Genomic DNA, 26,331 nt, shown 5'->3' with positions numbered 1-26,331 from the left:
GTGCCCCGATCTTAGCGATGAGTGCCTGGCTGCGCAAATTTCCACATTAAATGGCTGATCGGACTTGTTCGGCGTACAAGTGTACGCTATTGTGCCACTCGAAACTTTAAAATAGTGCGACTTACAGAGGTATTGAATGAAACGTGCAGTGATTACTGGCTTGGGCATCGTTTCCAGCATCGGTAATAACCAGCAGGAAGTCCTGGCATCTCTGCGTGAAGGACGTTCAGGGATCACTTTCTCTCAGGAGCTGAAGGACTCCGGCATGCGTAGCCACGTATGGGGCAACGTAAAACTGGATACCACTGGCCTCATTGACCGCAAAGTAGTGCGCTTCATGAGCGACGCATCCATCTATGCATTCCTTTCAATGGAGCAGGCTGTAGCGGATGCCGGTCTTGCTGCAGAAGATTACCAGAATAACCCGCGCGTTGGCCTGATTGCAGGTTCCGGCGGCGGTTCCCCGCGTTTTCAGGTGTTCGGCGCTGACGCAATGCGTAGCCCGCGTGGTCTGAAAGCGGTTGGCCCATATGTGGTCACCAAAGCGATGGCGTCCGGCGTTTCTGCCTGTCTCGCAACGCCGTTCAAAATTCACGGCGTAAACTACTCCATCAGCTCTGCCTGTGCGACATCTGCGCACTGCATCGGCAACGCAGTAGAACAAATTCAGTTGGGCAAACAAGACATCGTGTTTGCTGGCGGCGGCGAAGAGCTGTGCTGGGAAATGGCGTGTGAATTCGACGCCATGGGCGCGCTGTCTACCAAATATAACGACGACCCGTCGAAAGCTTCCCGTACCTATGATGCAAACCGTGACGGTTTCGTTATCGCGGGCGGCGGCGGTATGGTCGTGGTCGAAGAGCTGGAACACGCTCTGGCGCGTGGCGCGCACATCTACGCGGAAATCGTTGGCTACGGCGCAACCTCTGATGGCGCAGACATGGTTGCTCCGTCAGGCGAAGGCGCAGTACGTTGCATGCAGATGGCGATGCACGGCGTAGACACCCCGATCGACTACCTGAACTCTCACGGTACTTCTACTCCGGTAGGCGACGTGAAAGAGCTGGGCGCAATCCGTGAAGTGTTTGGCGACAACAGCCCGGCCATTTCTGCAACCAAAGCGATGACCGGTCACTCACTGGGTGCGGCTGGCGTGCAGGAAGCTATCTACTCTCTGCTGATGCTGGAACACGGCTTTATCGCGCCGAGCATCAACATTGAAGAGCTGGACGAGCAGGCGGCGGGTCTGAACATCGTGACCAAACCGACCGAGCAGGCGCTGACCACCGTGATGTCCAACAGCTTCGGCTTTGGCGGCACCAACGCTACGCTGGTTATGCGTAAGCTGAAAGCGTAAGTCTGCAACATAAGATGCAAAGGGGAGCCTGATGGCTCCCTTTTTTATTTATTCATTTTTTCGTACTCCGGCGCGATTTCCGCCGACCAGGCTTTGGCTCGTGTGATATCACCAGTGCTGTAGATTGGCTGTTCAAATTGATTATCCAGATTCCGCACGCGATAAATTTTCCAGCGACCCTCTTCCCAACGCGTATACACTTCCAGTTGCATGGGCGCTTCGCCTGCCGGTCCACCTAATTGCACTTCCACCTTTTCGCCACCGAGAAAGGGCTGAGCTGCTCCAACCCGTAGCCGCGGGATCCATTCAGGGTCGTAATCCTGAACGTACATAAAGTAGTCAGAGTTTATTATTTCCTGCTCGTAAAGGCTGTCAATCAGCGCCAGACGATCGATAACGTCTTTCGCCACATAACGTTGCATGAGCGCGGACGTATCTCGATCTTGTGTGTAGGCGGACATCCACGCGAGATAGAATTGTTTTACATCCTGATTGCTGTCACTGCGTGATGAAGAGCAGCAACAAAGTAACAAAACCAGAGCAATCAACGAGAACGCTTTCATTACTGCTTCCTGTAAATAGTGTATGGCGGTTTTGCCGCCCGATAACCTGGTCCCGCCCACATATCACGTTGTCTAAAATCGGAGTACCACTCCTGACCGTCAAATATCGCCATATGACCGCTTGGGTTTCCTCCCTCATAAGGTTGAATGACGACGACATCTCCTACTCGGGGCTGTTCAAATTGGCCAATGGCGCTGAAACCGGCACTTTTTAGCATGGAGCCATAATCTTTAGCATGATAAGTATGCCCAAGAGTGATACCTCCTGCCTGAATAGCTTTGCGGGTAAATTCTGCACAACGCTTCTGAGAATGGCCGCCTGCATGAGATTTTGCATAATTTGCTGCTGCTGTTTTATCCCAGCTCATGATGACTCCTGTTAAAAGAATATATAATAAGTTCGTGTATTGCTTTAACAGGATTTAATCTGACGGGAATGACCGATAATGCTATTAATATCGAAAATACATTAGATTGAAATATTAATTAATCCGTTTGGTAAATTATGGGTAAAATATTTATAATTGATGCTTATTCTTTATGACCGCTTTTTTTGTTGATTTAGAGAGATAGCGTGATGGCCAAATGACGTCCGGCGTAGTTTCCAGCGCCTGGGCGATGATCTGTTCTGCGCGCGGCCAGCTTCGGGTAAATACATTACGCAGCGAATCAGGAGATAAACCCGCCGAACGTGACAATTCTCTGAGCGTAATGCCTCTTTTTTCCAGTGCACTTTTAATATCTGCACGATGCCAGTCTTGGCTTTTGTGTTCCATTCTGTAATCCTAAGAAGATGTGTTATCGGCGCCGATATTTTCAGGGTATAAATTAGAAAGGCAAAAAGAATGTAACTTTCTTTTTGTCGTTGGAATATTGCCAGAATTAATCTGAAATTTCGCGCAAAAGAAAAAATATTTTTATTTCATCAGCGGAAAGGAAAATAACTGATGGTAAAAGAGTGGTTTACGGTGAAGGAGTGTCTTGAATTGCCTGGGTTTCCGAGAAGCGCACCAGCCGTTCGCTTGCGATTAAATACCTACAGTGAAGGGAAGGAGGGCGTTAAGCGCAAGCGTGCGAAGTCTAAGGCTGAGGAATTTCATATTTCTGTGTTTCCGCTGTACGTCCGCTCGTATCTGAATAAAAATGAGCAAACAGAAGTGCCTGATCGCCATATCGTGCAGGAAGCCGAGCCCAAAGAGATTTGGGATATGATGTTCCGGCTCCTGACGCCGCAGCAGCGTGAACAGGTAACCGGGTTGTTCAGAACGAAGGGAATTGACACTGTATTTCCCTTTTTGTTCGTAGACAAGTCATCGTTTTGATGCGTGTAGCTATGCTTTCACAGTTGACAGCCAGGGCCCCTCACAGGCAGACTCCAGCTTCAACATTATCCTCTTGATAATGCGTAAGCGTTTAACGTTATCCAACGCACCTTAATCCTGAAAGTCAGGTAGAGGGGGGCGTGGACATTCCTCGCCTTACTCTGCATTTTGGAGTAACGCATGACAGCAGTAACCCAACAAGAAAAAACACCGTCGGCGAACTTTTCACTGTTTCGTATCGCTTTTGCGGTTTTCCTGACCTACATGACGGTCGGTCTGCCTTTGCCCGTCATTCCTCTGTTTGTGCACCACGAGCTGGGCTATGGCAACACCATGGTCGGTATCGCCGTTGGCATTCAGTTTCTGGCAACGGTCTTAACTCGCGGCTACGCAGGGCGCTTAGCCGATCAATATGGCGCTAAGCGTTCGGCGCTACAGGGGATGTTTGCCTGCGGGCTGGCGGGCGCGGCGTGGCTTTTAGCCGCGCTATTGCCTGTCTCTGTCCCCGTAAAATTTGCGTTGTTAATCGTCGGGCGTTTGATCCTCGGCTTTGGCGAAAGCCAACTGCTCACCGGAACGCTGACCTGGGGACTGGGGCTGGTTGGCCCAACGCGTTCCGGTAAGGTGATGTCGTGGAACGGGATGGCGATTTACGGTGCGCTGGCTGCCGGTGCGCCGTTGGGCTTGCTGATCCATAGCCACTTTGGCTTCGCGGCGCTGGCGGGAACCACGATGGTATTACCGCTGCTGGCCTGGGCATTCAACGGCACCGTTCGTAAAGTGCCTGCGCATGCCGGGGAGCGACCTTCACTGTGGAGCGTAGTCGGGCTTATCTGGAAACCGGGCCTGGGTCTGGCATTGCAAGGCGTGGGTTTTGCCGTCATCGGTACGTTTATTTCACTTTATTTTGTCAGCAATGGCTGGACGATGGCGGGGTTCACTCTGACCGCGTTTGGCGGGGCATTTGTGCTGATGCGCATTCTGTTTGGCTGGATGCCGGACCGGTTCGGCGGCGTGAAGGTCGCCGTTGTCTCCTTGCTGGTTGAAACTGCGGGCCTGATCCTGCTGTGGCAGGCACCCTCTGCCTGGGTTGCTCTGCTCGGGGCAGCATTAACCGGGGCCGGGTGTTCGCTTATTTTCCCGGCCTTGGGCGTTGAGGTTGTGAAGCGAGTGCCAGCGCAGGTTCGCGGTACGGCGCTGGGTGGCTACGCCGCATTTCAGGATATCTCCTACGGCGTAAGCGGACCTGTCGCCGGGGTTCTGGCCACCGCGTACGGCTATCCCTCGGTATTCCTTGCCGGGGCGATATCCGCCGTGGTGGGAATTGTTGTGACGTTGCTGACTCTGCGAAGAGGCTAAGCGACCAACCAGAAAATGGCTAACGCAATCATCAGGGCAATAAATATCAGTCCCGGTCGTGTCGACAGTGATTTAACCGTTTCAATCATCGGCGCGAACGGGCTATAGATGGGTTGAGGATGGTGCGGATCGTTTAATTCCTGTTCCCGGTCACGTTCCACGCGGCGCAGGAAGATTTGATTCAGCAAGTCCAGCACCTGAACCGTGGTCAGAATCGATTGTGGTTGGATCTGGTACGTCTGCTGCGCGTACTCTTTGATTGCCGTCAGCTCATTCGGTTCTAACGGCAGCTTCAGCGCCGCCTGCAGCGTTTGTAACGTCGGGGCACTTTGCAGACTGAGCGTCTGGCGCGCCTGCAGCCAGGTGACCAGATGCGTAAATTGTTTGGCGGGGATCAGCTCTCCGCTTTTTACCCCAGACAGCTCCAGCATTGACTGCCAGATCATCTTACCGGATTCTCCCGTGGCCGCCGCCAGTTTGGTAACCAACTGGTTCAGCGTATTGTGCTCCGCGGGTAATAACGGACGATCGGTAGCCGGGCGCTGCTGCGGCTGCGGTATAGAAAGCTGACCTTGTTGCAACAGGGTCAGCACGTTCTTCAATTGTTCCGGCGTGAGTTGGCTCAGCGCCGTCTGCCCATACTGCTGGCGAATAAAATCACTCACCGCCTGGCGGTTATTCCCCTGACTTAATAGTTCAGTGAGCTGCGACAGCACCTGACGATTAGCATGATTTTGCTGCGCGACGTCCAGCCGCTGATTCAAATTTTGTTCTGCGGCGGGAAAGTGACGTGACTGCAACGGCGTATCACTTTTGACGCCCAGATCGTGTTTCATTCCGGCCCATACCTCAGCGCTTTGCTGTTGGGTGAGCGAAATCAAACGGGTAATCAGCCGTTCCAGCACGGTACGTTGTAACGTGGATAACGGTTGCTCACCTGCAACGGAGGGGGCATTTTGGCCTTCGCCGGGAGGGCGAGCGGGCGTACCTGAAATGGGCTGCATCGTCTCTGTTCCTTAAATCTGTGCTGACCAGGTCTCGCAGTATGCCTGGCGGCGAGATTATGGCACACTTGCCCGGTTAACTCTCGTTCTCAAACAGGTGCGAAAGACGTGAAAATCCTCGTTGATGAAAATATGCCCTATGCCCGCGAACTGTTCAGTCGTTTGGGGGAGGTCAAAGCGGTTCCTGGTCGTCCGATTCCCGTTGCCGAACTGGATGATGCGGATGCCTTAATGGTGCGCTCGGTGACGAAAGTCAATGAATCACTGCTCAGCGGAAAACCCGTGAAATTTGTCGGTACGGCAACGGCAGGCACAGACCATGTGGATGAAGCCTGGCTTGCGCAGTCGGGAATCGGTTTTTCCGCAGCGCCCGGATGTAATTCGATTGCAGTCGTAGAATATGTTTTTTCAGCGTTGCTGATGCTGGCTGAGCGCGACGGTTTTGCATTACGCGATCGTACCGTGGGCATCGTGGGTGTTGGCAACGTAGGTGGACGTTTGCAGGCGCGACTTGAAGCGCTGGGGATCCGTACTTTGCTGTGCGATCCGCCAAGAGCCGATCGCGGTGACGAGGGCGATTTCCGCTCGCTGGATGAACTGGTACAGCAGGCCGATGTGCTGACTTTCCATACGCCGCTATTTAAAGACGGCCCGTACAAAACGCTGCACCTGGCGGATGACGCGCTGATTAGCCGACTGAAACCGGGCACCATTTTGATCAACGCCTGCCGAGGGCCGGTTATCGACAATACGGCATTACTGAACCGGCTTAACGCCGGGCAGGCACTGAGCGTGGTTCTGGATGTCTGGGAAGGCGAGCCGGATCTCAATGTAGCGTTGCTGGAGAAAGCCGATCTCGGCACCGCGCACATTGCCGGGTATACTCTGGAAGGAAAAGCCCGTGGGACCACGCAGGTCTTTGAGGCCTATAGCAAGTTTATTGGTCGCGAACAGCACGTGGCGCTGAACACCCTGTTACCGGCGCCGGAATTCGGTCGTATCACGTTGCATGGCCCGTTAGATCAGCCAACGCTGAAAAGGCTGGCGCATTTAGTGTATGATGTGCGCCGCGATGATGCGCCGCTGCGTAAAGTCGCTGGAATTCCGGGTGAATTTGATAAACTGCGTAAAAATTATCTTGAGCGCCGTGAATGGTCGTCTTTGTACGTGATGTGTGACGACGAAACGGCAGCGGCCTTGCTGTGTAAGCTGGGTTTTAACGCTGTTCATCACCCGGCACATTAATGTCTTCTTAATGCTCCCTGTCGAATAATGCGACAGGGACGCTTATGTATTTCTGGAGTAAATCACCATGTCTGAAGGCTGGAATATTGCCATTCTGGGCGCAACGGGCGCCGTAGGCGAAGCCCTGCTCGATACGCTGGCTGAACGCCAGTTCCCGGTCGGTGAAATTTTTGCGCTGGCGCGTAACGAAAGCGCCGGTGAGCACCTGCGTTTTAACGGTAAATCGGTCATTGTTCAGGATGCTGCAGACTTTGACTGGACGCAGGCGCAACTGGCATTTTTTGTCGCGGGTGCTGAGGCCACCGCTGCATGGGTGGAAGAAGCAACCAATGCCGGGTGTCTGGTTATCGACAGCAGTGGTCTGTTCGCACTTGAGCCTGACGTTCCGCTGGTGGTTCCGGACGTTAACCCGTTCGTGCTGGCAGATTACCGCAACCGCAATGTGATTGCGGTCCCTAATAGCCTGACCAGTCAACTGCTGTCTGCGCTGAAACCGCTGATTGATGATGGTGGTCTTTCACGTATTACGGTGACCAATATTCTGTCGGCCTCCGCGTACGGTAAAAAAGCGGTGGATGCGTTGGCAGGGCAAAGTGCGAAACTGCTCAATGGTATCCCGATTGACGAAGACGATTTCTTTGGTCGCCAACTGGCATTTAATATGCTGCCGCTGCTGCCAGATCGCGAAGGTAGCGTGCGCGAAGAGCGTCGTATCGTTGATGAAGTGCGCAAAATTATGCAGGATGACGGTCTGCTAATCTCCGCTAGCGTCGTACAGTCACCGGTATTCTACGGTCACGCGCAGATGGTGAGTTTTGAGGCTCTGCGTCCATTAGCGGCGGAAGAAGCGCGTGATGCGTTTTCTCGTGCTGAAGACGTGGCGTTGTCGGAAGAGACCGATTTCCCGACTCAGGTTGGCGATGCGTCTGGCACGCCACATCTTTCTATCGGCTGTGTACATAACGATTACGGTATGCCGGAGCAGGTTCAGTTCTGGTCCGTGGCAGACAACGTGCGCTTTGGCGGCGCGTTGATGGCGGTGAAAATTGCGGAAAAACTGGTGCAGGAGTATCTGTACTAATGTCGGACCTGCAACAGCCGCAAACCCATAAAATTGCGCTGGGCATTGAGTATGACGGCAGCAAATATTATGGCTGGCAGCGCCAGAACGAAGTGCGTAGCGTTCAGGAAAAGCTGGAAAAAGCGCTTTCTCAGGTCGCGAATGAGCGTATCAATGTCTTTTGTGCGGGGCGCACGGATGCGGGCGTTCATGGCACAGGGCAAGTCGTGCATTTTGAAACGCATGCTGTGCGTAAAGACGCCGCCTGGACATTGGGCGTAAATGCGAATTTACCTGGTGACATCGCCGTGCGCTGGGTGAAAGCTGTACCTGATGATTTTCATGCCCGCTTTAGCGCCACGGCTCGCCGTTATCGCTACATCATCTACAATCATCGGTTGCGCCCTGCGGTTTTGGGCAAAGGGGTAACCCATTACTATGAGCCGCTGGATGCTGAACGTATGCATCGTGCTGCCCAGTGTCTGATCGGCGAAAATGATTTTACCTCGTTTCGTGCGGTGCAGTGCCAGTCGCGCACACCGTGGCGTAACGTGATGCACATTAACGTTGAACGTTTTGGTGCATATGTGGTGGTGGATATTAAAGCGAATGCCTTTGTACATCATATGGTCAGGAATATTGTCGGCAGCCTGATGGAAGTAGGCGCCAACAACCAGCCGGAGAGCTGGATAGCAGAACTGTTAGCGGCGAAGGACAGAACGCTGGCAGCGGCAACGGCGAAAGCGGAAGGACTGTATTTGGTCGCGGTAGATTACCCTGACCGGTTCGACCTGCCAAAACCGCCAATGGGCCCGCTATTTCTGGCGGACTAATTTGAGTCGTATAAAGGCAAAACTATGGACCTGATTTACTTTCTTATCGATTTTATTCTGCACATTGATGTGCACCTGGCGGAGCTGGTCGCGGAATACGGTATCTGGGTATACGCGATTCTGTTTCTGATCCTGTTCTGTGAAACCGGGCTGGTAGTGACGCCGTTCCTGCCGGGGGACTCGCTGCTGTTTGTTGCCGGCGCGCTTTCTGCGCTGCCAACTAACGATCTCAATGTTCATCTGATGGTGGCGTTGATGATTGTGGCTGCGATTGTAGGCGATGCGGTGAACTACACGATTGGCCGGTTGTTCGGTGAGAAACTCTTTAGTAATCCGAACTCCAAAATTTTCCGTCGCAGCTACCTGGATAAAACCCATGCGTTCTACGAGCGTCATGGCGGAAAAACGATTATCCTGGCGCGTTTCGTGCCTATCGTGCGGACATTTGCGCCATTTGTTGCCGGTATGGGACACATGTCCTACCGTCACTTTGCGATGTATAACGTTGTAGGCGCGCTGCTGTGGGTATTACTGTTCACCTATGCAGGCTATCTGTTTGGCGATCTGCCCATCGTTCAGGAAAACCTGAAATTATTGATTGTGGCGATTATCGTCCTTTCCGTATTGCCGGGCGTGATTGAAGTGATTCGTCATAAACGGGCTGCGTCACGGGCTGCAAAATAGAAAGTAACTCAGCGGTTCGACCACTTTTTTATCCAAAGTTTCGGGCTGTTATGTTTTAATGTGCAACATTCATGGTCTGTTAGGGGCAAAAATGGCATTATGCGCCCCTTATAACAAAGCTGACTAGGGTTCAGGCAGAAAGGTCACCAATGAGCTGGATTGAACGAATTAAAAGCAACATTACTCCCACCCGCAAGGCAAGCATTCCTGAAGGGGTGTGGACCAAGTGTGATAGCTGCGGTCAGGTTTTATACCGTGCTGAGCTGGAACGTAATCTTGAGGTCTGTCCGAAGTGTGACCATCATATGCGCATGTCGGCGCGCAATCGCCTGCATAGCCTGTTAGATGAAGGTACTCTTGTGGAACTGGGTAGCGAACTTGAGCCGAAAGACGTGCTGAAGTTTCGTGACTCCAAAAAGTACAAAGACAGACTGGCCTCAGCACAGAAAGAAACCGGCGAGAAAGATGCGCTGGTGGTGATGAAAGGCACGCTTCACGGTATGCCGGTCGTTGCGGCTGCATTCGAGTTCGCGTTTATGGGCGGCTCCATGGGTTCTGTCGTCGGCGCGCGTTTCGTCCGTGCCGTTGAGCAGGCGCTGGAAGACAACTGTCCGCTAATCTGCTTCTCTGCCTCTGGCGGTGCGCGTATGCAGGAAGCGCTGATGTCTCTGATGCAGATGGCGAAAACGTCTGCTGCGCTGGCGAAAATGCAGGAACGCGGTTTACCGTACATTTCTGTACTGACCGACCCAACGATGGGCGGTGTTTCCGCAAGCTTCGCGATGCTGGGCGATCTCAACATTGCCGAACCGAAAGCGCTGATCGGCTTTGCGGGTCCGCGTGTTATCGAGCAAACCGTCCGTGAGAAACTGCCGCCGGGATTCCAGCGCAGCGAGTTCCTGATTGAAAAAGGCGCTATCGATATGATCGTCCGCCGTCCGGAAATGCGCCTGAAACTGGCAAGCATTCTGGCGAAGCTGATGAATCTTCCGGCGCCGAATCCGGATGAGCCGCGTGAAGGCGAGGTGGTACCTCCGGTACCCGATCAGGAATCAGAGGCCTGATAATTTACTCTATGGATTTCGAGTTGCAGGTAGGCGGCAAGAGAGTTCATCCCGATGAGCTTGCACAGGCAAGTGATTCGGGTGAACGAGAGCAGCCAACAAGCCTGCAGCTTGAAAGACGACGAGTACAAAAGGGCAGGGCCAGTTGGCGCTGCCTTTTGCTTTTCTCAACGTAAAGAATCTACAGGCATCATGGACAATAAACGTATTCCTCAAGCCGCGTCGCCCCTGGCGTCGTGGCTTTCTTATCTGGAAAATCTGCACAGTAAAACCATCGATCTGGGCCTCGAACGCGTAAGCCTGGTGGCGCGCAAACTGGGCGTGTTGAAACCCGCGCCATTTGTCTTTACGGTGGCAGGAACCAACGGAAAAGGCACGACCTGCCGTACGCTGGAATCGGTGCTGACCGCAGCTGGTTATAAAGTCGGGGTGTACAGTTCGCCGCATCTGGTGCGCTACACGGAACGTGTGCGCGTGCAGGGGGGGGAACTGCCGGAATCCGCGCATACCGCTTCGTTTGCTGAGATTGAAGACGCACGTGGCGATATTTCGCTGACCTACTTTGAATACGGTACGCTATCGGCGCTCTGGTTGTTTAAACAGGCTCAGTTGGACGTAGTGATTCTGGAAGTGGGATTAGGCGGTCGCCTTGACGCGACGAATATCGTCGATGCTGATGTTGCGGTCGTCACCAGTATTGCGCTTGATCATACTGACTGGCTGGGCCCGGATCGCGAGAGCATTGGTCGTGAGAAAGCGGGGATTTTCCGCGCAGAGAAACCGGCCATCGTTGGCGAACCGGAAATGCCATACACTATTGCGGATGTGGCGCAAGAGTGCGGGGCTATTTTGCAACGCTGTGGTGTGGACTGGCGCTATGCGGTAACGGAGAACGACTGGTCCTTTACGGACGCTCACGGCACGTTGGCACACCTGCCATTGCCGCAGGTTCCACAACCGAACGCCGCGACCGCACTGGCTGCGCTGCGTGCCAGTGGTCTTGACGTCAGCGAGCAGGCAATTCGTGACGGAATTAAACAGGCGATTTTACCGGGGCGCTTCCAGATTGTGAGCGAGTCGCCGCGGGTGATTTTTGATGTTGCCCATAACCCGCATGCGGCGGAATATCTGACCGGACGTCTGAAAAAGTTAGTGAAAAGCGGGCGTGTACTTGCAGTTATCGGTATGCTACATGATAAAGATATTGCCGGTACGTTGGCCTGGTTAAAAAGCGTGGTTGACGCCTGGTACTGTGCGCCTCTGGAAGGGCCGCGTGGCGCAACGGCTGAACAGCTGTTGGAGCATCTGGGCAAAGGTGAAGCCTATGACAGCGTGGCGCAGGCATGGTCTGCGGCACTGGCCGAGGCGAAGCCAGAAGATACCGTGTTGGTGTGTGGATCGTTTCACACTGTCGCACATGTCATGGAAGTGATAGACGTGGGGAGAAGCGGTGGCGAGTAAGTTTCAGAATCGATTAGTTGGCACAATTGTGCTGGTCGCGCTTGGGGTGATTGTGCTCCCCGGGCTGCTTGACGGGCAAAAAAAACATTATCAGGATGAGTTTGCAGCGATCCCTCTGGTGCCCAAACCCGGCGATCGCGATGAACCGGACATGATGCCTGCGGCAACGCAGGCGCTGCCAACGCAACCGCCTGAAGGGGCGGCAGAAGAGGTGCGCGCTGGCGATGCCGCCGCACCATCGTTGGACCCATCGCGCATGGCAACGGCAAACAGCGCGGCGTTAGATCCTGTTCCCGCACCTGTTGAATCGCCGAAACCTAAACCGAAGCCGCAACCCGTTGCCGCCACACCGGCACCAACCCCTGCGCCTGCTCCAGCACCGAAATCGGTCGCGGAAGAAGCGCCAGCCCCGACCGGCAAAGCCTATGTTGTGCAGCTCGGCGCGCTGAAAAATGCGGATAAGGTCAATGAGATCGTGGGTAAACTTCGTGGCGCGGGCTTCCGGGTATATACTTCCCCGTCAACGCCGGTACAGGGTAAAATAACCCGCATTCTCGTAGGGCCTGACGCCTCCAGAGATAAGCTGAAGAACTCGCTGGGCGAGCTCCAGAAGATCTCCGGTTTGAGTGGGGTTGTGATGGGGTATACCCCTAATTAAGGGGCAGTCTCATGTCGGCCGGATACGGTGTTTTCACCGCTATCCGGCAGTGTCCGAAGAGGCATAAAACCGTATGGCGTTGAAGATTTTTTCAGCGCCATTTTTATTTACGCGTGGAAAGGAAATCCCTACGCAAACGTTTTCTTTTTCTGTTAGAATGCGCCCCGAACAGGACGACAGGGCGTAAAATCGTGGGACACTTATGGTCTGGATTGATTACGCCATTATCGCGGTGATTGGTTTTTCCTGTCTGGTTAGCCTGATCCGTGGCTTTGTTCGTGAAGCATTATCGTTGGTGACTTGGGGTTGTGCTTTCTTTGTCGCCAGCCATTACTACACTTACCTGTCTGTCTGGTTTACGGGCTTTGAAGACGAACTGGTTCGAAATGGGATTGCTATCGCGATACTGTTCATCGCGACACTTATCGTCGGCGCTATCGTTAACTTTGTGATAGGCCAACTGGTAGAGAAAACAGGCCTGTCGGGTACCGACAGGGTGTTGGGGGTTTGCTTTGGTGCTCTGCGAGGAGCGCTGATTGTCGCCGCCATACTGTTCTTTCTCGATACGTTTACCGGTCTGTCGAAAAGTGAAGACTGGGGTAAGTCGCAGCTGATCCCGCAGTTCAGTTTCATCATCAGATGGTTCTTTGACTATCTGCAAAGCTCGTCAAGTTTCTTGCCCAAAGTATAAACTTTGGGTCGTTGCTGAACGAGGAAAAGACGTATGTGCGGTATTGTCGGTATCGCCGGTGTTATGCCGGTAAACCAGTCGATTTATGACGCGTTAACGGTGCTCCAGCATCGTGGTCAGGATGCTGCGGGCATCATCACTATTGATGCCAACAACTGCTTCCGCTTGCGTAAAGCAAACGGAATGGTGAGCGATATTTTTGAAGCGCGCCATATGCAGCGTTTGCAGGGCAATATGGGCATCGGTCATGTGCGTTACCCAACGGCTGGCAGCTCCAGCGCCTCCGAAGCTCAACCTTTTTACGTCAACTCACCGTATGGCATCACGCTTGCCCATAATGGCAACCTGACCAACGCACATGAGTTACGTAAAAAGCTGTTTGAAGAAAAGCGCCGCCACATCAATACCACTTCAGATTCAGAAATCCTGCTGAATATTTTCGCCAGCGAACTGGATAACTTCCGCCATTACCCGCTGGAAGCAGACAATATTTTTGCGGCCATTGCGGCAACCAACCGCCAGATCCGTGGCGCCTATGCCTGCGTGGCGATGATTATCGGCCACGGTATGGTTGCCTTCCGCGATCCTAACGGTATTCGCCCGCTGGTACTGGGCAAACGCGATATTGGCGACGGTCGCACCGAGTATATGGTGGCTTCCGAGAGTGTGGCGCTGGATACGCTGGGCTTTGAATTCCTGCGCGACGTTGCGCCTGGCGAAGCGGTGTACATCACCGAAAAAGGCCAGCTGTTTACCCGCCAGTGCGCCGATAACCCGGTCAGCAATCCGTGCCTGTTCGAATACGTTTACTTTGCGCGTCCTGATTCCTTTATCGACAAGATTTCCGTCTACAGCGCCCGTGTGAATATGGGAACTAAGCTCGGCGAAAAAATTGCTCGCGAGTGGGAAGATCTGGATATCGACGTGGTGATCCCGATTCCGGAAACCTCCTGTGATATCGCACTGGAAATCGCCCGTATTCTCGGCAAACCGTACCGTCAGGGGTTTGTGAAAAACCGCTACGTGGGGCGTACCTTTATCATGCCGGGCCAACAGCTGCGTCGTAAATCCGTGCGTCGTAAACTGAACGCCAACCGTGCGGAGTTCCGTGATAAGAACGTGCTGTTGGTTGATGACTCTATCGTACGTGGCACCACCTCAGAACAGATTATCGAGATGGCGCGTGAAGCCGGAGCGAAGAAGGTGTATCTGGCCTCTGCAGCACCGGAAATTCGCTTCCCGAACGTTTATGGTATCGATATGCCGACGGCGACGGAGCTGATTGCCCATGGTCGCGAAGTGGACGAGATTCGTCAGATAATCGGTGCAGATGGCCTTATCTTCCAGGATCTGAACGATCTGATTGAAGCCGTTCGCGCTGAGAATCCAGATATTCAGCAGTTTGAATGTTCAGTGTTTAACGGCGTCTATGTCACCAAAGACGTTGACCAGCAGTATCTCGATTTCCTCGATTCCCTGCGTAATGACGATGCCAAAGCGATATTGCGTCAGAATGAAGCGGAAAACCTTGAGATGCACAACGAAGGTTAATGATATCGCCAGCGGCATAATGTCGCTGGCTCTTATCGGTCATTAACCACGCCGAAGCGAATAGCGTATTTCTGTACTTTATATTGCAACGTCGTTCGGGAAACATTGAGACTGCGTGCCGCAGCGGCAATATTTCCCTGACAAGTATTTAGTGCCGTTTCAATCAGGCTTTTTTCGAATCTGGCCACCTGTATGTCAAGGGAGCCATCTCCCTCCGACTCAGTACGTATGGGGCGGCTGACAACGGTTGGGATATCGGCAACGCCCAGGTTTAACTCCTCCTCTTCAAAGACAATCTTTTTCAGCATCCCGTCGTTCTCTTGCATGATCATGCTGCGCACGATGGCATTTTCCAGCATCCTGACATTGCCAGGCCAGGTATGATGAAGTAAGGCAATACGTGCCGCTTCGCTCAGACCATGAATATCTTGCGGCACATCATTACGGTATTTATCGATGAAATAATTAGCCAGCAGCGCAATATCTTCCGGACGTTTGCGTAAAGGGGGAAGGGTGAGCATGCCTACATTCAGTCGGTAAAACAGGTCTGCGCGTAGCCTATCGGTTTGAATCAATCGCGCGGGCGTTTCATTCATTGCAGCAACGATACGTACATCTGAATGAATCTCCTGTTGACCGCCCAGCCGCCAGAATGTTTTATCCTGGAGAAAGCGCAGCAGCTTACTTTGCATCTCAATAGGCATCGCGTTCAGTTCATCCAGAAAGAGCGTTCCTCCGTTGGCCAGTTCCAGATACCCCTGACTATTTTCCGCCCCCGTGTACGCACCGCGGACAGTACCAAAAAGTGTACTTTCGATGAGTGTCGGCGGGAGTGCGCCACAGTTAAGGGCAATGAAAGGTTTATCCGCGCGTTTACTGCATTGATGGATGAGACGAGAAAAAAGCTCTTTACCGGTTCCTGTTTCTCCAACGATAGTCACGGGAATATTGCTGGCCGCCAGACGTTTTGCCTTCGCAATGTTGTGCAGCATTTCCGGATTTTCAGTAATGATGGCGTGGTGTTTTTCATGGCGATCGGCATAGAGAAGATGGTTTAGTTCAACAACCTGTTCCTGTAACCGTCTGACACCAGACATATTCCTGCCAATCTCAATTACACCTATCATGCTGCCATCATTTGAATACAGCGGGGCGGTGGTATGTTGATAATCCACCGCCTGACCGCGTGCGTTGTAGTAAATCTGGTAATGACCAATGTACTCTACGCCCTTCTTCAAGGATGAAAGCATGGTGCTTTGCGTCTCTTTCATACTCGGATAGACGTCCAGCATATGCTTTCCTAGCGCCTGCTCAATGCTGTAGCCATCCAGATCCGCGCTTTCCTGATTGTAGTAAACGTACTCGCCACGCTCGTTGATCACCGCCAGGGGTTGGTGGATGAGGTCGAAGAAGCGGGAGAACATTTTAAGTGCCGCAGCCAGTTCTTCGTTGGTGGACGCCATAGCGGGATTCCTTCTTTTCCTGTTTTTCACGACCTCATTATAGATATGACGAATTTTCGTCGTTGTGATGAATAACACGCTAAATGACAAAAAATACAATTTACTATCAATCATAACATATTGATTTTTAATAAATAAAACATGGCACGTCTGTTGCTATATAACCATTGAAAGAGTGTGGTGTCTTACGATGAACATAAGCAGAGGATGTTATGACTGATTCGATTATTCAAAACTACAACAAGTTACGTGAGCAGGTGATAAAGAACGATCGCCGTTTCCAACAAAAAGAGGGTCACTTGTGTTTTGATGGCGTAGATCTGGACGCGTTAGCACGCAAGTATCCAACGCCGTTCTATGTGTTCTCTGAGTCAGAGATCGTTCGTAATATCAACGAAATCCAGCAGGCGTTCGCAGCCCACAAAAAAACCAAAACCTTTTTTGCCTCTAAAACCTGTTCAGTAATGGGTGTTCTTCAGGCCATTCGTGATGCAGGAATTTGTGCGGAGGCAAATTCGCAGTACGAAGTTCGTAAATGCCTGGAAATAGGTTTCCGAGGCGATCAGATTGTCTTCAATGGCGTAGTGAAAAAACCAGCCGACCTGGAATATGCCATTGCTAACGATCTGTACCTGATCAACGTCGATAGTCTGTATGAATTGGATCATATCGACGCGATCTCCCGTAAATTGAAGAAAGTCGCCAATGTTTGCGTTCGCGTGGAGCCAAACGTTCCTTCAGCAACGCATGCTGAGCTGGTTACGGCCTTTCATGCAAAATCGGGGTTGGATCTAGAGCAAGCGGAAGAAACCTGTCGGCGGATCCTGGAAATGCCTTATGTTCATCTGCGCGGGTTACATATGCATGTGGGCGATCAGGTGCCGGAATCTGAACCTTTTGCCAAAGCGACCAAAGTGCTGGTGGATGAATCCCGCCGTCTGGAAGAGGTTCTGGGCATTAAATTTGATCTCATCAACGTAGGCGGTGGCATTCCCGTGCCCTACAAATATGACGAAGAGAATGGCGATCCGCTTAAAGACAACATGTATGCCGGGATTACGGCGCAGGACTTTGCTGATGCGGTTATTCGTGAAGTTCATAAGTGGCGTACGGATGTGGAGATCTGCATTGAGCCTGGGCGTAAAGTCACCGGCTCTGCTGCGGTCCTGTTAACCGAAGTTGCCTGTGAAAAACGTAAAACGAACTACGACCTGAACGGCAATGTGGAATGCCATGTTGAATGGAAATTTGTTGATGCCGGATACAGCGTGCTTTCAGACAGCCAGCATTTTGACTGGTTCTTCTACGTCTACAACGTCTCCAAAATGACAGATTCTCACGATGCGTGGATCAAACTCGCCGGACCACTATGTGATGGTGGCGATTACTTCCATATGGGCGTGAAGGGAGAAGAGTTCCTGATGCCGCAGAACACGCAAGTCGGCGATATCGTCGCGTTTCTGGATGCAGGCGCTTACACCATCGAAAGCCAAACCGTCTATAACAACCGCCCACGCTCTGCTGTTGTGATGATAGATAAAGAGGGTAAAGACCGCTTAATCCGTCGGGAAGACAGTTACGAAGATATGGTCAAGTACGACATTTATTAAATCTCATTTTTGGACTCCGGCATCTGCTGGAGTCTGTGAGTCAGGTGATTCGAAGAGGGCAGTGATGCCCCTGAGTGCATAGCAGGAGATAGCCATGAGTAATAATAGTTCTGGCTTACTTGGCATCAAAGACATTGTCTTTATGAATGTCATTGCCATTCTGAGTTTGCGGCAAATACCCAATGTCGCGCCCTACGGCGCTTCAGCAATGTTGTTGTGGGTAATAGCTGCATTCTGTCTGTTCTTTCCGCTGGCGATGGTGTGCGGCGAGCTGTCGACCGGATGGCCGAAAGATGGTGGGATATTTGTCTGGATTAAAGAAGCCTTTGGGAAACGTATCGCGTGGATAGTGGTAGTGTGCTTCCTCTTTTCCTGCGTGTTGTTTTTTCCCCTGATGCTTCAGTTCGGTTTTACGGCGTTGGGTTACATGATTGGCGGGGGCCTTGCGGAGAATAAGGCGTTTATTGGTATTGGTTCGGCGGTTATTTTTTGGTTGCTGACGCTAATGAATATTCGCGGCATGGAGTGGACCAAAATTATCAACAGCGTCAGCGCCTGGTGCGGTGTATTCATTCCCTCAGCAATTTTGATTATCCTGGCTATCGTGTGGTTGGCGACCGGGCATGAGATGCAAACCGATTATGCGACGGCGGCGAACTGGGTTCCCGATCTGAGCCATTGGGATACTATCGTCTTTCTGTCGAGCATGATGTTTGCTTTCGCCGGGCTGGAAGTCGCACCGATGATTGCCGGACGTACGCGTAACCCGCAGCGTGATTTCCCGCGCGCGATGGCGGTTTCCGCAGCCGTTATTGTTGGGATTTATATGGTTGGTACCTGGGCGCTGAACACCCTGTTGCCTGCGGGAAAAACCGATATTGTGGCGGGCGTGATGCAGGCAATGCATGCCGCAGCGGATACGTTACATATGCCTTGGCTTATCCCGGTAATGGCAATCTGTATGTTTTTTGGCGCTTTAGGTCAGATCAACTCCTGGCTGGTAGGGCCTATCTACATGCTTCAGGAAGCATCACGTGAGGATAATCTGCTAGGGGATAAAATTGCCCGGTTGCATCCGGTCTGGAAAACGCCAGCCTTTGCGCTGATCGTACAGGCAATAATCGTCACGGTTCTGTGCTTCTCAACCTTTATCTCTCCAAGCGTCGCCGCGGCGTACTGGATGTTGACTGCACTGACGACCATTACTTATTTCATTCCCTATCTGGTGATGTTCCCGGCATTCTGGCGTTTGCGCCAGACGCAACCGGATACGCCCAGAAGCTTTAAAATCCCAGGAAAAGTCTTACCTGCCGTACTGCCTGCGCTTGGATTTATCTCCATCGCTTTTGCTGTCGCGTTGCTGTTTATCCCGCCTTCACAAATTGATATGGGGGGATACTTCCAGTACGCCGGCAAGATCGTGGGTGGCGCATTGCTGGCCGTTATCGTTGCTGAATGTATCTATCATCGGGCCCAGAAACGTAATGCTCGTCTGAGCGTGGCAGGAGGAAAATAAAATGTATATGCCAATCCTGGAAATCAACTTACGTAAGCTGGAAGAAAATGCCCGAACGGAAAAAGCGCTGTTAGCCAGCAGTGGGATTGAGGTCATGGCCGTCAATAAAGTTTTTGATGGCTGTGTTGAAACCGCGCAGGCGGTATTTGATGGCGGCATTAAGGTGATTGCAGAGTCGCGAACCTATAATCTGAAAAAAATCCGTGAAATCGGCTGTACAACCTGTCTGCTCCGCAGTCCTTGCCTGAGTGAGATTGAAGATGTTATCCGCTATGCCGATATCAGTCTGAATAGCGAACCCATCATCCTGCGGGCATTATCGCAGGAAGCCCAACGCCAGGGGAAAACGCATCAGGTCTTGCTGATGGTTGATATGGGGGATTTACGTGAAGGTATCTGGTTCACCGAGTATTCAAATATTCTCAGCACTATCCGGCTCATTCAGGAATTGCCTTGCCTGGAGCTGTATGGCTTGGGAACCAACTTCAACTGCTATGGCACCGTCCTGCCGACGGTGAAAAATGGTGAAGATTTTCTGGCGCTGGCCGCGCGAGTCGAGCGGGACAGCGGTACGCGAATTCGCCGACTCTCTGCAGGGAATTGCACCAGCTACCATTTACTGGATAAAGGCATTTGGCCTCAGGGGTTAAACCATCTGCGGATTGGGGGGCTGCATGAGTTCGGCATTGAATATGTCGAGATGAAGTATCTGAACGAATTCCATCACTCAACAAAGCCGGTGGAAAAAGCCTGTTCCGATATGTATGTCCTTGAGGCAGAGATTATTGAGCTGAACAGCAAGCCGACAATACCCGTCGGAGAACTTGGCGTAGATGCTTTCCTGCAAACAAAAACCTTTGTTGATCATGGCACGCGCAAGCGGGCGTTGTTGGCGTTTGGTCGTCAGGACGTACCTTCAGATAACTGTGTGCCCTGCGATGACAATATCACCATCTTGGGACAGACCAGTGACCATACGCTGGTAGATATTGAAGCATGTGAGCAGTCGCTGAAAGTCGGGGATGTCATCCGCTTTGAACTCGACTATACGGGGCTTCTGATGGCCTGTCAGACGAAGGGCGTTGCCACGCGGTTTATTCGTTAAGCCACTGCCGCCACAGTGATGCATCTGTGGCGGCGTCTCTGACCTTATCTGAGACAGGGAGTGACCATGAGTACCCTGCAAGCACTACCCCCCGCCGAACCTGAAAATGGTCTACGACGAAACCTCAAAAAGCGTCATTTACTAATGATGTCGCTTGGCGGAACAATCGGCACGGGTTTGTTTATCGGCATTGCCGAACCGCTGAGTAGCGTTGGACCAGCGGGAACATTACTGGCTTATCTGTTCGCTGGTGCGATTATGTTGGCAACAATGATGTGCCTTGGCGAACTGTCCTGCGCATTTCCGCATTCTGGCTCATTTCAGCATTATGCGTTGATGTTCCTGCCCAATCCCATCTGGAGTTATACCATTGGCTGGCTATATTGGCTGAGTTGGGTGTTTTCTCTGGCGGCAGACCTGACTGCCGCAGGTTTCATTGCTCATCAATTTTTCCCGGGTATTCCCGTCCACTTCTTCTGTCTTATCATTCTTGTCGTGCTAACGCTGATTAATCTCTGTTCGGCGAAAAGTTTCGGTGAATGCGAATACTGGTTATCTGCGATTAAGGTTTTTGCGATAGTGCTTTTTATCGCGGCTGGCGGGGTCATGATCTTCTCGTTGTCAGGAGAGGCTAGCTGGCATCCGACGTTAAAAAGTGCAGGTTTATGGTTTCCCCACGGATGGGAGCAAATTCTGGTCTGCATGACAATAGTCATCTATTCGTTCCAGGGCGTTGAACTGGTTGGAAATGCAGCAGGTGAAACAGAGTCGCCACACACAGTCTTACCTAAGGTGATTCTGGGAATCGGTTTGCGTATTATTCTGTTTTACGGTCTGGCGATTGCCGTTCTGGCGCTGGTTTATCCGCATGGAAAGATACCCGATGGAACCAGCCCCTTCGTGTGGGTGTTCTCACGTGTCGGTATGCCTAGCGCAGATGTACTGATGACGCTTGTCATATTCTCTGCTGCCGTATCAGCGGCGAATTCCGCAATCTATGCCAGTTCACGTATGCTATGGGCAATGTCGGGCGACCGTTTCGCTCCTCGTGTTTTCACCCGGACCAACGCCAGCGGTGTGCCTGTTTACGCTATTCTGATAACAGTTATCCTGGCGCTGGTATCGATGCTGACGCGATATATTCCTGCACAGAAATTCTATATCTTGTTGATTGCCAGTACCGGGCAGGTGGGCTGTCTGGCGTGGATAACCATTGGCTGGTGTCAGTATCAGTTTCGCAAGGCTGTGAATGACGGGAAGTATTCCCCTGATTTACTGCGCTATCGCTCACCGTTTTTTCCCTGGATAGCCAGGTTTGTTATTGTCACTAACGTTGCCATTATGGTGGGAACCTGGTTTAGTGAAAAAGGGGGCGTGATCATGGTTGTAGAACTGGCCTTTATGGTTTGTATTCTGATTTCATGGTATGCGCTAAAACCTGCTTTGCGGACTGAAGAGGAGAACGATTCCAGGTTGTCTGCGGTAAAGAAATACGGCACAGTTAGCCCATCAAGTGATGGAAAGATAAAATGAAACGACTCATTGTAGGGATTAGTGGTGCCAGTGGCGCGATTTACGGCGTGCGCCTGCTGCAGGTTTTGCGTGACGTTGCCGATGTGGAAACGCATCTGGTGATGAGCGCCGCTGCCCGGCAGACGCTGGCGCTGGAAACGGACCTCTCTGTGCGCGACGTGCAGGCGCTGGCGAATGTGACTCACGATACGCGCGATATCGCCGCCAGTATTTCCTCTGGCTCTTTTCAGACCGCCGGGATGGTTATCCTGCCCTGTTCAATTAAAACCCTTTCTGGCATCGTTCATAGCTATACCGATGGGCTGCTCACCCGTGCGGCTGACGTGGTCCTGAAAGAGCGTCGTCCGCTGGTGCTGTGCGTGCGCGAAACGCCATTGCATCTGGGGCATCTGCGGCTAATGACGCAGGCGGCAGAAATTGGGGCGGTGATTATGCCGCCGGTGCCGGCGTTTTATCATCGACCGCAAACCCTCGATGACGTGATTAATCAAACGGTTAATCGTGTTCTTGACCAGTTTGATATCTCCCTTCCACAGGATCTCTTCACCCGCTGGCAAGGGGCGTAAGCCGTTCCATCAGCGTGCAAAGAAACATCCGTTGCCCTGTTTCAGGGCAATTTTGTAACCGCGATCATATCCTCAACATTTAATTCGTTAAAACTCAACGAAACGCTGCGGTTCAACCGTCAGACCTGCTATCTTCAAAATCAGGACATTATTGCAACGTTTTATTAACATATTTAACGTCGAATATCCTCAACGACGCGAAAATGGCATAAGACCTGCATGAAAAAGTCTGCAAACACACAACACAACGTAAAACATAATAAAATTACGCCACTTGAGGGTTATGTATGAAGAAGACGGTTCTTGCTTTGTCTTTGCTGGTAGGGCTTTCCGCAACCGCGGCCAGCTACGCAGCACTTCCGCAGACAGTTCGTATTGGTACAGATACCACGTACGCACCTTTTTCCTCTAAAGATGCCAAAGGCGATTTCGTCGGTTTTGATATCGATCTGGGAAATGAGATGTGTAAGCGTATGCAGATCAAATGTACCTGGGTTGCCAGCGACTTTGATGCGCTGATCCCGTCGCTGAAAGCGAAAAAAATAGATGCCATCATTTCCTCGCTTTCCATCACCGAGAAGCGTCAGCAAGAGATTGCCTTCTCAGACAAACTTTACGCCGCAGATTCTCGTTTGATCGCCGCAAAAGGTTCCCCGATTCAACCGACCCTGGACTCCCTCAAAGGTAAACACGTAGGCGTACTACAAGGCTCTACTCAGGAAGCCTATGCTAATGATAACTGGCGCAGCAAAGGCGTGGATGTGGTGGCCTACGCGAACCAGGACCTGATCTATTCGGACCTGACGGCGGGTCGTCTGGATGCGGCATTGCAGGATGAAGTCGCGGCCAGCGAAGGTTTCCTGAAACAGCCGGCAGGCAAAGACTACGCTTTTGCCGGTCCTTCCGTTAAAGATAAAAAATACTTTGGCGACGGAACCGGGATTGGCTTGCGCAAAGATGATGCGGAGCTGAAAGCGGCTTTCGATAAAGCGCTGGGCGAACTGCGCAAAGACGGCACCTACGACAAAATGGCGAGTAAGTATTTTAACTTTAATGTCTACGGCGATTAATTCATCGACGTGGGGGAGTTGGCTGCACCATTGCGGGTAACCATTACGGTGCATCACGAATTCAGTGCACTATTTTGGTGCCTTTATCGCTGACTTAATAAGCATGAGTGCATACTTAAGCGCTTTTCATGCAAAAAAATACCGCCGACAAGGTAGAATGCTTTGCCTTGTCGGCCTGATTAATGGCACGATAACTGCACCTGGTCCTGTAAAGATCCCCTATAAAAGACAGTCTGTTGAGGATAGTTATGAAAAAACTGGTGTTGTCTCTTTCTCTGGTCCTGGCTTTCTCCAGTGCTACCGCAGCATTTGCAGCCATTCCGCAAAAAATTCGTATCGGCACCGATCCTACTTATGCGCCGTTCGAATCGAAAAATGCGCAGGGTGAATTAGTCGGTTTTGATATCGATCTGGCTAAAGAGCTATGCAAACGTATTAATACACAATGTACTTTCGTGGAAAACCCGCTGGACGCGCTGATCCCTTCGCTAAAAGCGAAGAAAATCGATGCGATTATGTCTTCGCTTTCCATTACGGAAAAACGTCAGCAAGAGATCGCGTTTACCGACAAGCTTTATGCAGCCGACTCGCGTCTGGTTGTCGCTAAGGATTCTGCTATTCAGCCGACCATTGAGTCGCTGAAAGGCAAACGTGTCGGCGTACTGCAGGGCACCACTCAGGAAACGTTCGGCAACGAACACTGGGCGCCAAAAGGCATTGAAATTGTCTCCTATCAGGGGCAAGACAACATCTATTCTGACCTGACTGCCGGGCGTATTGACGCCGCATTCCAGGATGAAGTCGCCGCCAGCGAAGGCTTCCTGAAACAGCCAGTTGGTAAAGATTACAAATTCGGCGGCCCGTCTGTGAAAGACGAGAAATTGTTTGGCGTGGGTACCGGTATGGGACTGCGTAAAGACGATAACGAGCTGCGCGAAGCACTGAATAAAGCCTTTGCTGAGATGCGCGCTGACGGCACTTACGAGAAGCTGGCTAAAAAGTACTTCGATTTTGATGTTTACGGCGGTTAATCACCGCAGGTGCTGATAAAGCCCGTAGATTTCTGACGCGTTGAATTTATGCCTGATGGCGCTGCGCTTATCAGGCCTACATTGATTTTGTAGGCCGGATAAGGCAAAGCCGCCATCCGGCATTGAACGGTTAGTCTGAAATCAAAAGAGGCTTATTACTCCACCACACACGACAGGACAGGCAGCATGTTGTATGGCTTTTCAGGTGTTATTTTACAGGGCGCAATTGTTACGCTTGAGCTGGCCCTCAGCTCAGTGGTGCTGGCGGTTCTGATAGGCCTTGTCGGCGCGGCAGCAAAACTGTCGCAAAGCCGGGCGCTGGGGCTTATTTTCGAAGCGTACACCACGCTTATCCGCGGCGTGCCCGATCTGGTCTTAATGTTGCTCATCTTCTATGGATTACAAATCGCGCTGAATACCATTACCGATGCAATGGGAGTTAGCCAGATTGATATCGATCCGATGGTTGCGGGGATAATCACGCTCGGATTTATCTACGGGGCCTACTTTACCGAAACGTTCCGCGGTGCGTTTATGGCTGTGCCCAAAGGCCATATTGAAGCCGCGACGGCATTCGGCTTTACCAGTTCACAAATATTTCGCCGCATTATGTTCCCGGCAATGATGCGCTATGCCTTACCGGGAATTGGTAATAACTGGCAGGTTATTCTCAAAGCCACGGCGTTGGTATCGCTGCTCGGTCTGGAAGATGTGGTGAAAGCCACTCAGCTTGCCGGGAAGAGTACCTGGGAGCCGTTCTATTTTGCCGTCGTGTGCGGGGTCATCTATCTGGTGTTTACCACGGCTTCTAATGGTGTGCTGCTATACCTTGAGCGCCGCTACTCCGTGGGTGTGAAGAGGGCTGACCTGTGATTGAGATTATTCAGGAATACTGGAAGTCCCTGCTATGGACCGACGGATATCGCTACACCGGCGTTGCTATTACTCTGTGGCTGCTAATTTCGTCGGTGGTGATGGGCGGGATACTGGCGCTGTTTTTGGCGATTGGTCGCGTTTCCAGTAATAAATTTATTCAGTTTCCCATCTGGTTATTCACCTATATTTTTCGTGGGACACCGCTGTATGTACAGCTGCTGGTGTTTTATTCCGGGATGTATACGCTGGAGATCGTCAAAGGAACGGACTTCCTCAACGCGTTTTTCCGCAGCGGATTGAATTGCACCGTCCTGGCGTTGACGCTGAATACCTGCGCCTATACAACGGAGATTTTCGCCGGGGCGATTCGTTCTGTGCCGCACGGTGAGATTGAAGCCGCGCGCGCTTACGGTTTCTCGTCATTCAAACTGTATCGCTGCATAATTTTGCCTTCCGCGCTGCGTATTGCGCTGCCGGCATACAGCAATGAAGTGATTTTAATGCTGCACTCCACGGCGCTGGCGTTTACCGCCACGGTGCCTGACTTGTTGAAAATCGCCCGCGATATCAACTCGGCAACGTATCAGCCGTTTACCGCTTTCGGTATTGCCGCGGTGCTGTATTTGATTATTTCGTATGTCCTGATCAGCCTGTTCCGTAAAGCGGAAAAACGCTGGTTGCAGCATGTATCCTCTAAATAATTCGAGTA

General features: G+C 51.8%; 26 protein-coding genes. 21 read left to right on the top strand and 5 right to left on the bottom strand.

Translation table 11 applies throughout. The features are described from left to right. Positions 1-136 precede the first annotated feature (136 nt). Positions 137-1,357 carry a beta-ketoacyl-ACP synthase I gene (gene fabB, locus ACVXHP_RS20945; protein ID WP_038642358.1) on the top strand — a complete coding sequence of 407 codons (1,221 nt, stop codon included), beginning with the start codon at positions 137-139 and terminating at the stop codon, positions 1,355-1,357. Between the two features lie 44 nt (positions 1,358-1,401). On the opposite strand, the gene ACVXHP_RS20940 is transcribed toward fabB, so the two are convergent. From ACVXHP_RS20940 to ACVXHP_RS20930, 3 genes are all read right to left on the bottom strand, one after another. After that, positions 1,402-1,920 carry a YbjP/YqhG family protein gene (locus ACVXHP_RS20940; protein ID WP_316129974.1) on the bottom strand — a complete coding sequence of 173 codons (519 nt, stop codon included), beginning with the start codon at positions 1,918-1,920 and terminating at the stop codon, positions 1,402-1,404. Then, entirely contained in the window at positions 1,920-2,288 is a 369-nt protein-coding gene (locus tag ACVXHP_RS20935; protein WP_447572123.1) for a hypothetical protein, read from the bottom strand. The genes ACVXHP_RS20940 and ACVXHP_RS20935 overlap by 1 nt, the downstream gene beginning before the upstream one ends. Positions 2,289-2,438: 150 nt before the next feature. Then, the gene (locus tag ACVXHP_RS20930) at positions 2,439-2,696 is read right to left on the bottom strand and encodes a helix-turn-helix domain-containing protein (RefSeq protein WP_316129976.1); all 258 of its coding nucleotides are present in this window, start codon (positions 2,694-2,696) and stop codon (positions 2,439-2,441) included. Between the two features lie 171 nt (positions 2,697-2,867). Here ACVXHP_RS20930 and ACVXHP_RS20925 point away from each other — a divergent pair, with 171 nt between their 5' ends. Both ACVXHP_RS20925 and ACVXHP_RS20920 read left to right on the top strand, forming a co-directional pair. Then, on the top strand, positions 2,868-3,242 hold the full coding sequence (locus ACVXHP_RS20925) for a hypothetical protein (RefSeq protein WP_447572122.1): 375 nt from the start codon (positions 2,868-2,870) through the stop codon (positions 3,240-3,242). 180 nt (positions 3,243-3,422) lie between these two features. Next, positions 3,423-4,601, top strand: a complete 1,179-nt coding sequence (locus ACVXHP_RS20920; protein WP_200005610.1) for an MFS transporter — start codon at positions 3,423-3,425, stop codon at positions 4,599-4,601. Here the strand turns inward: ACVXHP_RS20920 and flk are convergent. Then, positions 4,598-5,605: a flagella biosynthesis regulator Flk gene (flk, locus tag ACVXHP_RS20915; RefSeq protein ID WP_316129979.1), complete on the bottom strand. Its 1,008-nt coding sequence runs from the start codon at positions 5,603-5,605 to the stop codon at positions 4,598-4,600. The genes ACVXHP_RS20920 and flk overlap by 4 nt on opposite strands. A gap of 108 nt (positions 5,606-5,713) precedes the next feature. On the opposite strand from flk, the gene pdxB reads away from it, so the two are divergent. The 9 genes from pdxB to purF all read left to right on the top strand — a co-directional run bounded on the left by pdxB (position 5,714) and on the right by purF (position 14,852). Further along, on the top strand, positions 5,714-6,850 hold the full coding sequence (gene pdxB / locus ACVXHP_RS20910) for a 4-phosphoerythronate dehydrogenase PdxB (RefSeq protein WP_447572121.1): 1,137 nt from the start codon (positions 5,714-5,716) through the stop codon (positions 6,848-6,850). A 67-nt stretch (positions 6,851-6,917) separates the two neighbouring features. Continuing rightward, entirely contained in the window at positions 6,918-7,931 is a 1,014-nt protein-coding gene (locus ACVXHP_RS20905; RefSeq protein WP_447572120.1) for an aspartate-semialdehyde dehydrogenase, read from the top strand. After that, the gene (truA, locus tag ACVXHP_RS20900) at positions 7,931-8,743 is read left to right on the top strand and encodes a tRNA pseudouridine(38-40) synthase TruA (RefSeq protein ID WP_304700937.1); all 813 of its coding nucleotides are present in this window, start codon (positions 7,931-7,933) and stop codon (positions 8,741-8,743) included. The genes ACVXHP_RS20905 and truA overlap by 1 nt, the downstream gene beginning before the upstream one ends. A gap of 24 nt (positions 8,744-8,767) precedes the next feature. Continuing rightward, the gene (locus tag ACVXHP_RS20895) at positions 8,768-9,427 is read left to right on the top strand and encodes a DedA family protein (RefSeq protein ID WP_003028140.1); all 660 of its coding nucleotides are present in this window, start codon (positions 8,768-8,770) and stop codon (positions 9,425-9,427) included. 149 nt (positions 9,428-9,576) lie between these two features. Next, positions 9,577-10,491, top strand: coding sequence for an acetyl-CoA carboxylase, carboxyltransferase subunit beta (gene accD / locus ACVXHP_RS20890; RefSeq protein ID WP_006683629.1), 915 nt, complete (start codon positions 9,577-9,579; stop codon positions 10,489-10,491). Positions 10,492-10,683: 192 nt separating this feature from the next. Then, positions 10,684-11,952 (top strand): bifunctional tetrahydrofolate synthase/dihydrofolate synthase, encoded by a 1,269-nt coding sequence (folC, locus tag ACVXHP_RS20885; RefSeq protein ID WP_447572119.1) that lies wholly within the window; start codon positions 10,684-10,686, stop codon positions 11,950-11,952. Then, positions 11,942-12,610 carry a cell division protein DedD gene (gene dedD, locus ACVXHP_RS20880; RefSeq protein WP_447572118.1) on the top strand — a complete coding sequence of 223 codons (669 nt, stop codon included), beginning with the start codon at positions 11,942-11,944 and terminating at the stop codon, positions 12,608-12,610. Before folC ends, dedD begins: the two co-directional genes overlap by 11 nt. A gap of 202 nt (positions 12,611-12,812) precedes the next feature. Then, complete coding sequence (gene cvpA, locus ACVXHP_RS20875; RefSeq protein ID WP_267448110.1) at positions 12,813-13,301, top strand: colicin V production protein; 489 nt, start codon at positions 12,813-12,815, stop codon at positions 13,299-13,301. Between the two features lie 33 nt (positions 13,302-13,334). Then, on the top strand, positions 13,335-14,852 hold the full coding sequence (purF, locus tag ACVXHP_RS20870; protein WP_005129677.1) for an amidophosphoribosyltransferase: 1,518 nt from the start codon (positions 13,335-13,337) through the stop codon (positions 14,850-14,852). A 32-nt stretch (positions 14,853-14,884) separates the two neighbouring features. On the opposite strand, the gene ACVXHP_RS20865 is transcribed toward purF, so the two are convergent. Continuing rightward, positions 14,885-16,315, bottom strand: coding sequence for a sigma-54 interaction domain-containing protein (locus ACVXHP_RS20865; protein ID WP_447572117.1), 1,431 nt, complete (start codon positions 16,313-16,315; stop codon positions 14,885-14,887). 212 nt (positions 16,316-16,527) lie between these two features. On the opposite strand from ACVXHP_RS20865, the gene ACVXHP_RS20860 reads away from it, so the two are divergent. The 9 genes from ACVXHP_RS20860 to hisM all read left to right on the top strand — a co-directional run bounded on the left by ACVXHP_RS20860 (position 16,528) and on the right by hisM (position 26,323). Beyond that, positions 16,528-17,925, top strand: coding sequence for a diaminopimelate decarboxylase family protein (locus ACVXHP_RS20860; RefSeq protein WP_200005625.1), 1,398 nt, complete (start codon positions 16,528-16,530; stop codon positions 17,923-17,925). 94 nt (positions 17,926-18,019) lie between these two features. Then, positions 18,020-19,441: an APC family permease gene (locus tag ACVXHP_RS20855; protein WP_200005627.1), complete on the top strand. Its 1,422-nt coding sequence runs from the start codon at positions 18,020-18,022 to the stop codon at positions 19,439-19,441. 1 nt (position 19,442) lies between these two features. Continuing rightward, complete coding sequence (locus ACVXHP_RS20850; RefSeq protein ID WP_316129985.1) at positions 19,443-20,546, top strand: alanine/ornithine racemase family PLP-dependent enzyme; 1,104 nt, start codon at positions 19,443-19,445, stop codon at positions 20,544-20,546. A gap of 66 nt (positions 20,547-20,612) precedes the next feature. After that, positions 20,613-22,079, top strand: a complete 1,467-nt coding sequence (locus tag ACVXHP_RS20845; RefSeq protein WP_447572116.1) for an amino acid permease — start codon at positions 20,613-20,615, stop codon at positions 22,077-22,079. Beyond that, positions 22,076-22,645 (top strand): UbiX family flavin prenyltransferase, encoded by a 570-nt coding sequence (locus tag ACVXHP_RS20840; RefSeq protein WP_316129987.1) that lies wholly within the window; start codon positions 22,076-22,078, stop codon positions 22,643-22,645. Before ACVXHP_RS20845 ends, ACVXHP_RS20840 begins: the two co-directional genes overlap by 4 nt. A 287-nt stretch (positions 22,646-22,932) precedes the next feature. Then, positions 22,933-23,715, top strand: a complete 783-nt coding sequence (argT, locus tag ACVXHP_RS20835) for a lysine/arginine/ornithine ABC transporter substrate-binding protein ArgT (protein ID WP_006683634.1) — start codon at positions 22,933-22,935, stop codon at positions 23,713-23,715. A 248-nt stretch (positions 23,716-23,963) separates the two neighbouring features. After that, a complete protein-coding gene (gene hisJ, locus ACVXHP_RS20830; RefSeq protein WP_003028120.1) occupies positions 23,964-24,746 on the top strand; it encodes a histidine ABC transporter substrate-binding protein HisJ in 783 nt (260 codons plus the stop codon). Positions 24,747-24,932: 186 nt separating this feature from the next. Next, on the top strand, positions 24,933-25,619 hold the full coding sequence (locus ACVXHP_RS20825) for a histidine ABC transporter permease HisQ (RefSeq protein WP_200005635.1): 687 nt from the start codon (positions 24,933-24,935) through the stop codon (positions 25,617-25,619). Continuing rightward, positions 25,616-26,323 carry a histidine ABC transporter permease HisM gene (gene hisM, locus ACVXHP_RS20820; protein ID WP_003028116.1) on the top strand — a complete coding sequence of 236 codons (708 nt, stop codon included), beginning with the start codon at positions 25,616-25,618 and terminating at the stop codon, positions 26,321-26,323. Before ACVXHP_RS20825 ends, hisM begins: the two co-directional genes overlap by 4 nt. The last annotated feature ends 8 nt before the right edge of the window (positions 26,324-26,331 follow it).

This window comes from Citrobacter freundii complex sp. 2025EL-00176, from assembly GCF_053309355.1.
Note: the sequence above shows the minus strand (reverse complement) of the source record. Positions and strands in the feature narration are given on the sequence as shown.

What these genes read in the sequence shown, in the direction of transcription:
- ACVXHP_RS20840 (WP_316129987.1), top strand. Translation starts at nt 22,076, where the DNA reads ATGAAACGACTCATTGTAGGGATTAGTGGTGCCAGTGGCGCGATTTAC.
- argT (WP_006683634.1), top strand. Translation starts at nt 22,933, where the DNA reads ATGAAGAAGACGGTTCTTGCTTTGTCTTTGCTGGTAGGGCTTTCCGCA.
- ACVXHP_RS20865 (WP_447572117.1), bottom strand. Translation starts at nt 16,315, where the DNA reads ATGGCGTCCACCAACGAAGAACTGGCTGCGGCACTTAAAATGTTCTCC.
- truA (WP_304700937.1), top strand. Translation starts at nt 7,931, where the DNA reads ATGTCGGACCTGCAACAGCCGCAAACCCATAAAATTGCGCTGGGCATT.
- ACVXHP_RS20825 (WP_200005635.1), top strand. Translation starts at nt 24,933, where the DNA reads ATGTTGTATGGCTTTTCAGGTGTTATTTTACAGGGCGCAATTGTTACG.
- flk (WP_316129979.1), bottom strand. Translation starts at nt 5,605, where the DNA reads ATGCAGCCCATTTCAGGTACGCCCGCTCGCCCTCCCGGCGAAGGCCAA.
- cvpA (WP_267448110.1), top strand. Translation starts at nt 12,813, where the DNA reads ATGGTCTGGATTGATTACGCCATTATCGCGGTGATTGGTTTTTCCTGT.
- fabB (WP_038642358.1), top strand. Translation starts at nt 137, where the DNA reads ATGAAACGTGCAGTGATTACTGGCTTGGGCATCGTTTCCAGCATCGGT.
- accD (WP_006683629.1), top strand. Translation starts at nt 9,577, where the DNA reads ATGAGCTGGATTGAACGAATTAAAAGCAACATTACTCCCACCCGCAAG.
- ACVXHP_RS20860 (WP_200005625.1), top strand. Translation starts at nt 16,528, where the DNA reads ATGACTGATTCGATTATTCAAAACTACAACAAGTTACGTGAGCAGGTG.
- ACVXHP_RS20895 (WP_003028140.1), top strand. Translation starts at nt 8,768, where the DNA reads ATGGACCTGATTTACTTTCTTATCGATTTTATTCTGCACATTGATGTG.
- ACVXHP_RS20925 (WP_447572122.1), top strand. Translation starts at nt 2,868, where the DNA reads ATGGTAAAAGAGTGGTTTACGGTGAAGGAGTGTCTTGAATTGCCTGGG.
- folC (WP_447572119.1), top strand. Translation starts at nt 10,684, where the DNA reads ATGGACAATAAACGTATTCCTCAAGCCGCGTCGCCCCTGGCGTCGTGG.
- ACVXHP_RS20940 (WP_316129974.1), bottom strand. Translation starts at nt 1,920, where the DNA reads ATGAAAGCGTTCTCGTTGATTGCTCTGGTTTTGTTACTTTGTTGCTGC.
- ACVXHP_RS20850 (WP_316129985.1), top strand. Translation starts at nt 19,443, where the DNA reads ATGTATATGCCAATCCTGGAAATCAACTTACGTAAGCTGGAAGAAAAT.
- ACVXHP_RS20845 (WP_447572116.1), top strand. Translation starts at nt 20,613, where the DNA reads ATGAGTACCCTGCAAGCACTACCCCCCGCCGAACCTGAAAATGGTCTA.
- ACVXHP_RS20855 (WP_200005627.1), top strand. Translation starts at nt 18,020, where the DNA reads ATGAGTAATAATAGTTCTGGCTTACTTGGCATCAAAGACATTGTCTTT.
- ACVXHP_RS20920 (WP_200005610.1), top strand. Translation starts at nt 3,423, where the DNA reads ATGACAGCAGTAACCCAACAAGAAAAAACACCGTCGGCGAACTTTTCA.
- ACVXHP_RS20930 (WP_316129976.1), bottom strand. Translation starts at nt 2,696, where the DNA reads ATGGAACACAAAAGCCAAGACTGGCATCGTGCAGATATTAAAAGTGCA.
- hisJ (WP_003028120.1), top strand. Translation starts at nt 23,964, where the DNA reads ATGAAAAAACTGGTGTTGTCTCTTTCTCTGGTCCTGGCTTTCTCCAGT.
- purF (WP_005129677.1), top strand. Translation starts at nt 13,335, where the DNA reads ATGTGCGGTATTGTCGGTATCGCCGGTGTTATGCCGGTAAACCAGTCG.
- ACVXHP_RS20935 (WP_447572123.1), bottom strand. Translation starts at nt 2,288, where the DNA reads ATGAGCTGGGATAAAACAGCAGCAGCAAATTATGCAAAATCTCATGCA.
- ACVXHP_RS20905 (WP_447572120.1), top strand. Translation starts at nt 6,918, where the DNA reads ATGTCTGAAGGCTGGAATATTGCCATTCTGGGCGCAACGGGCGCCGTA.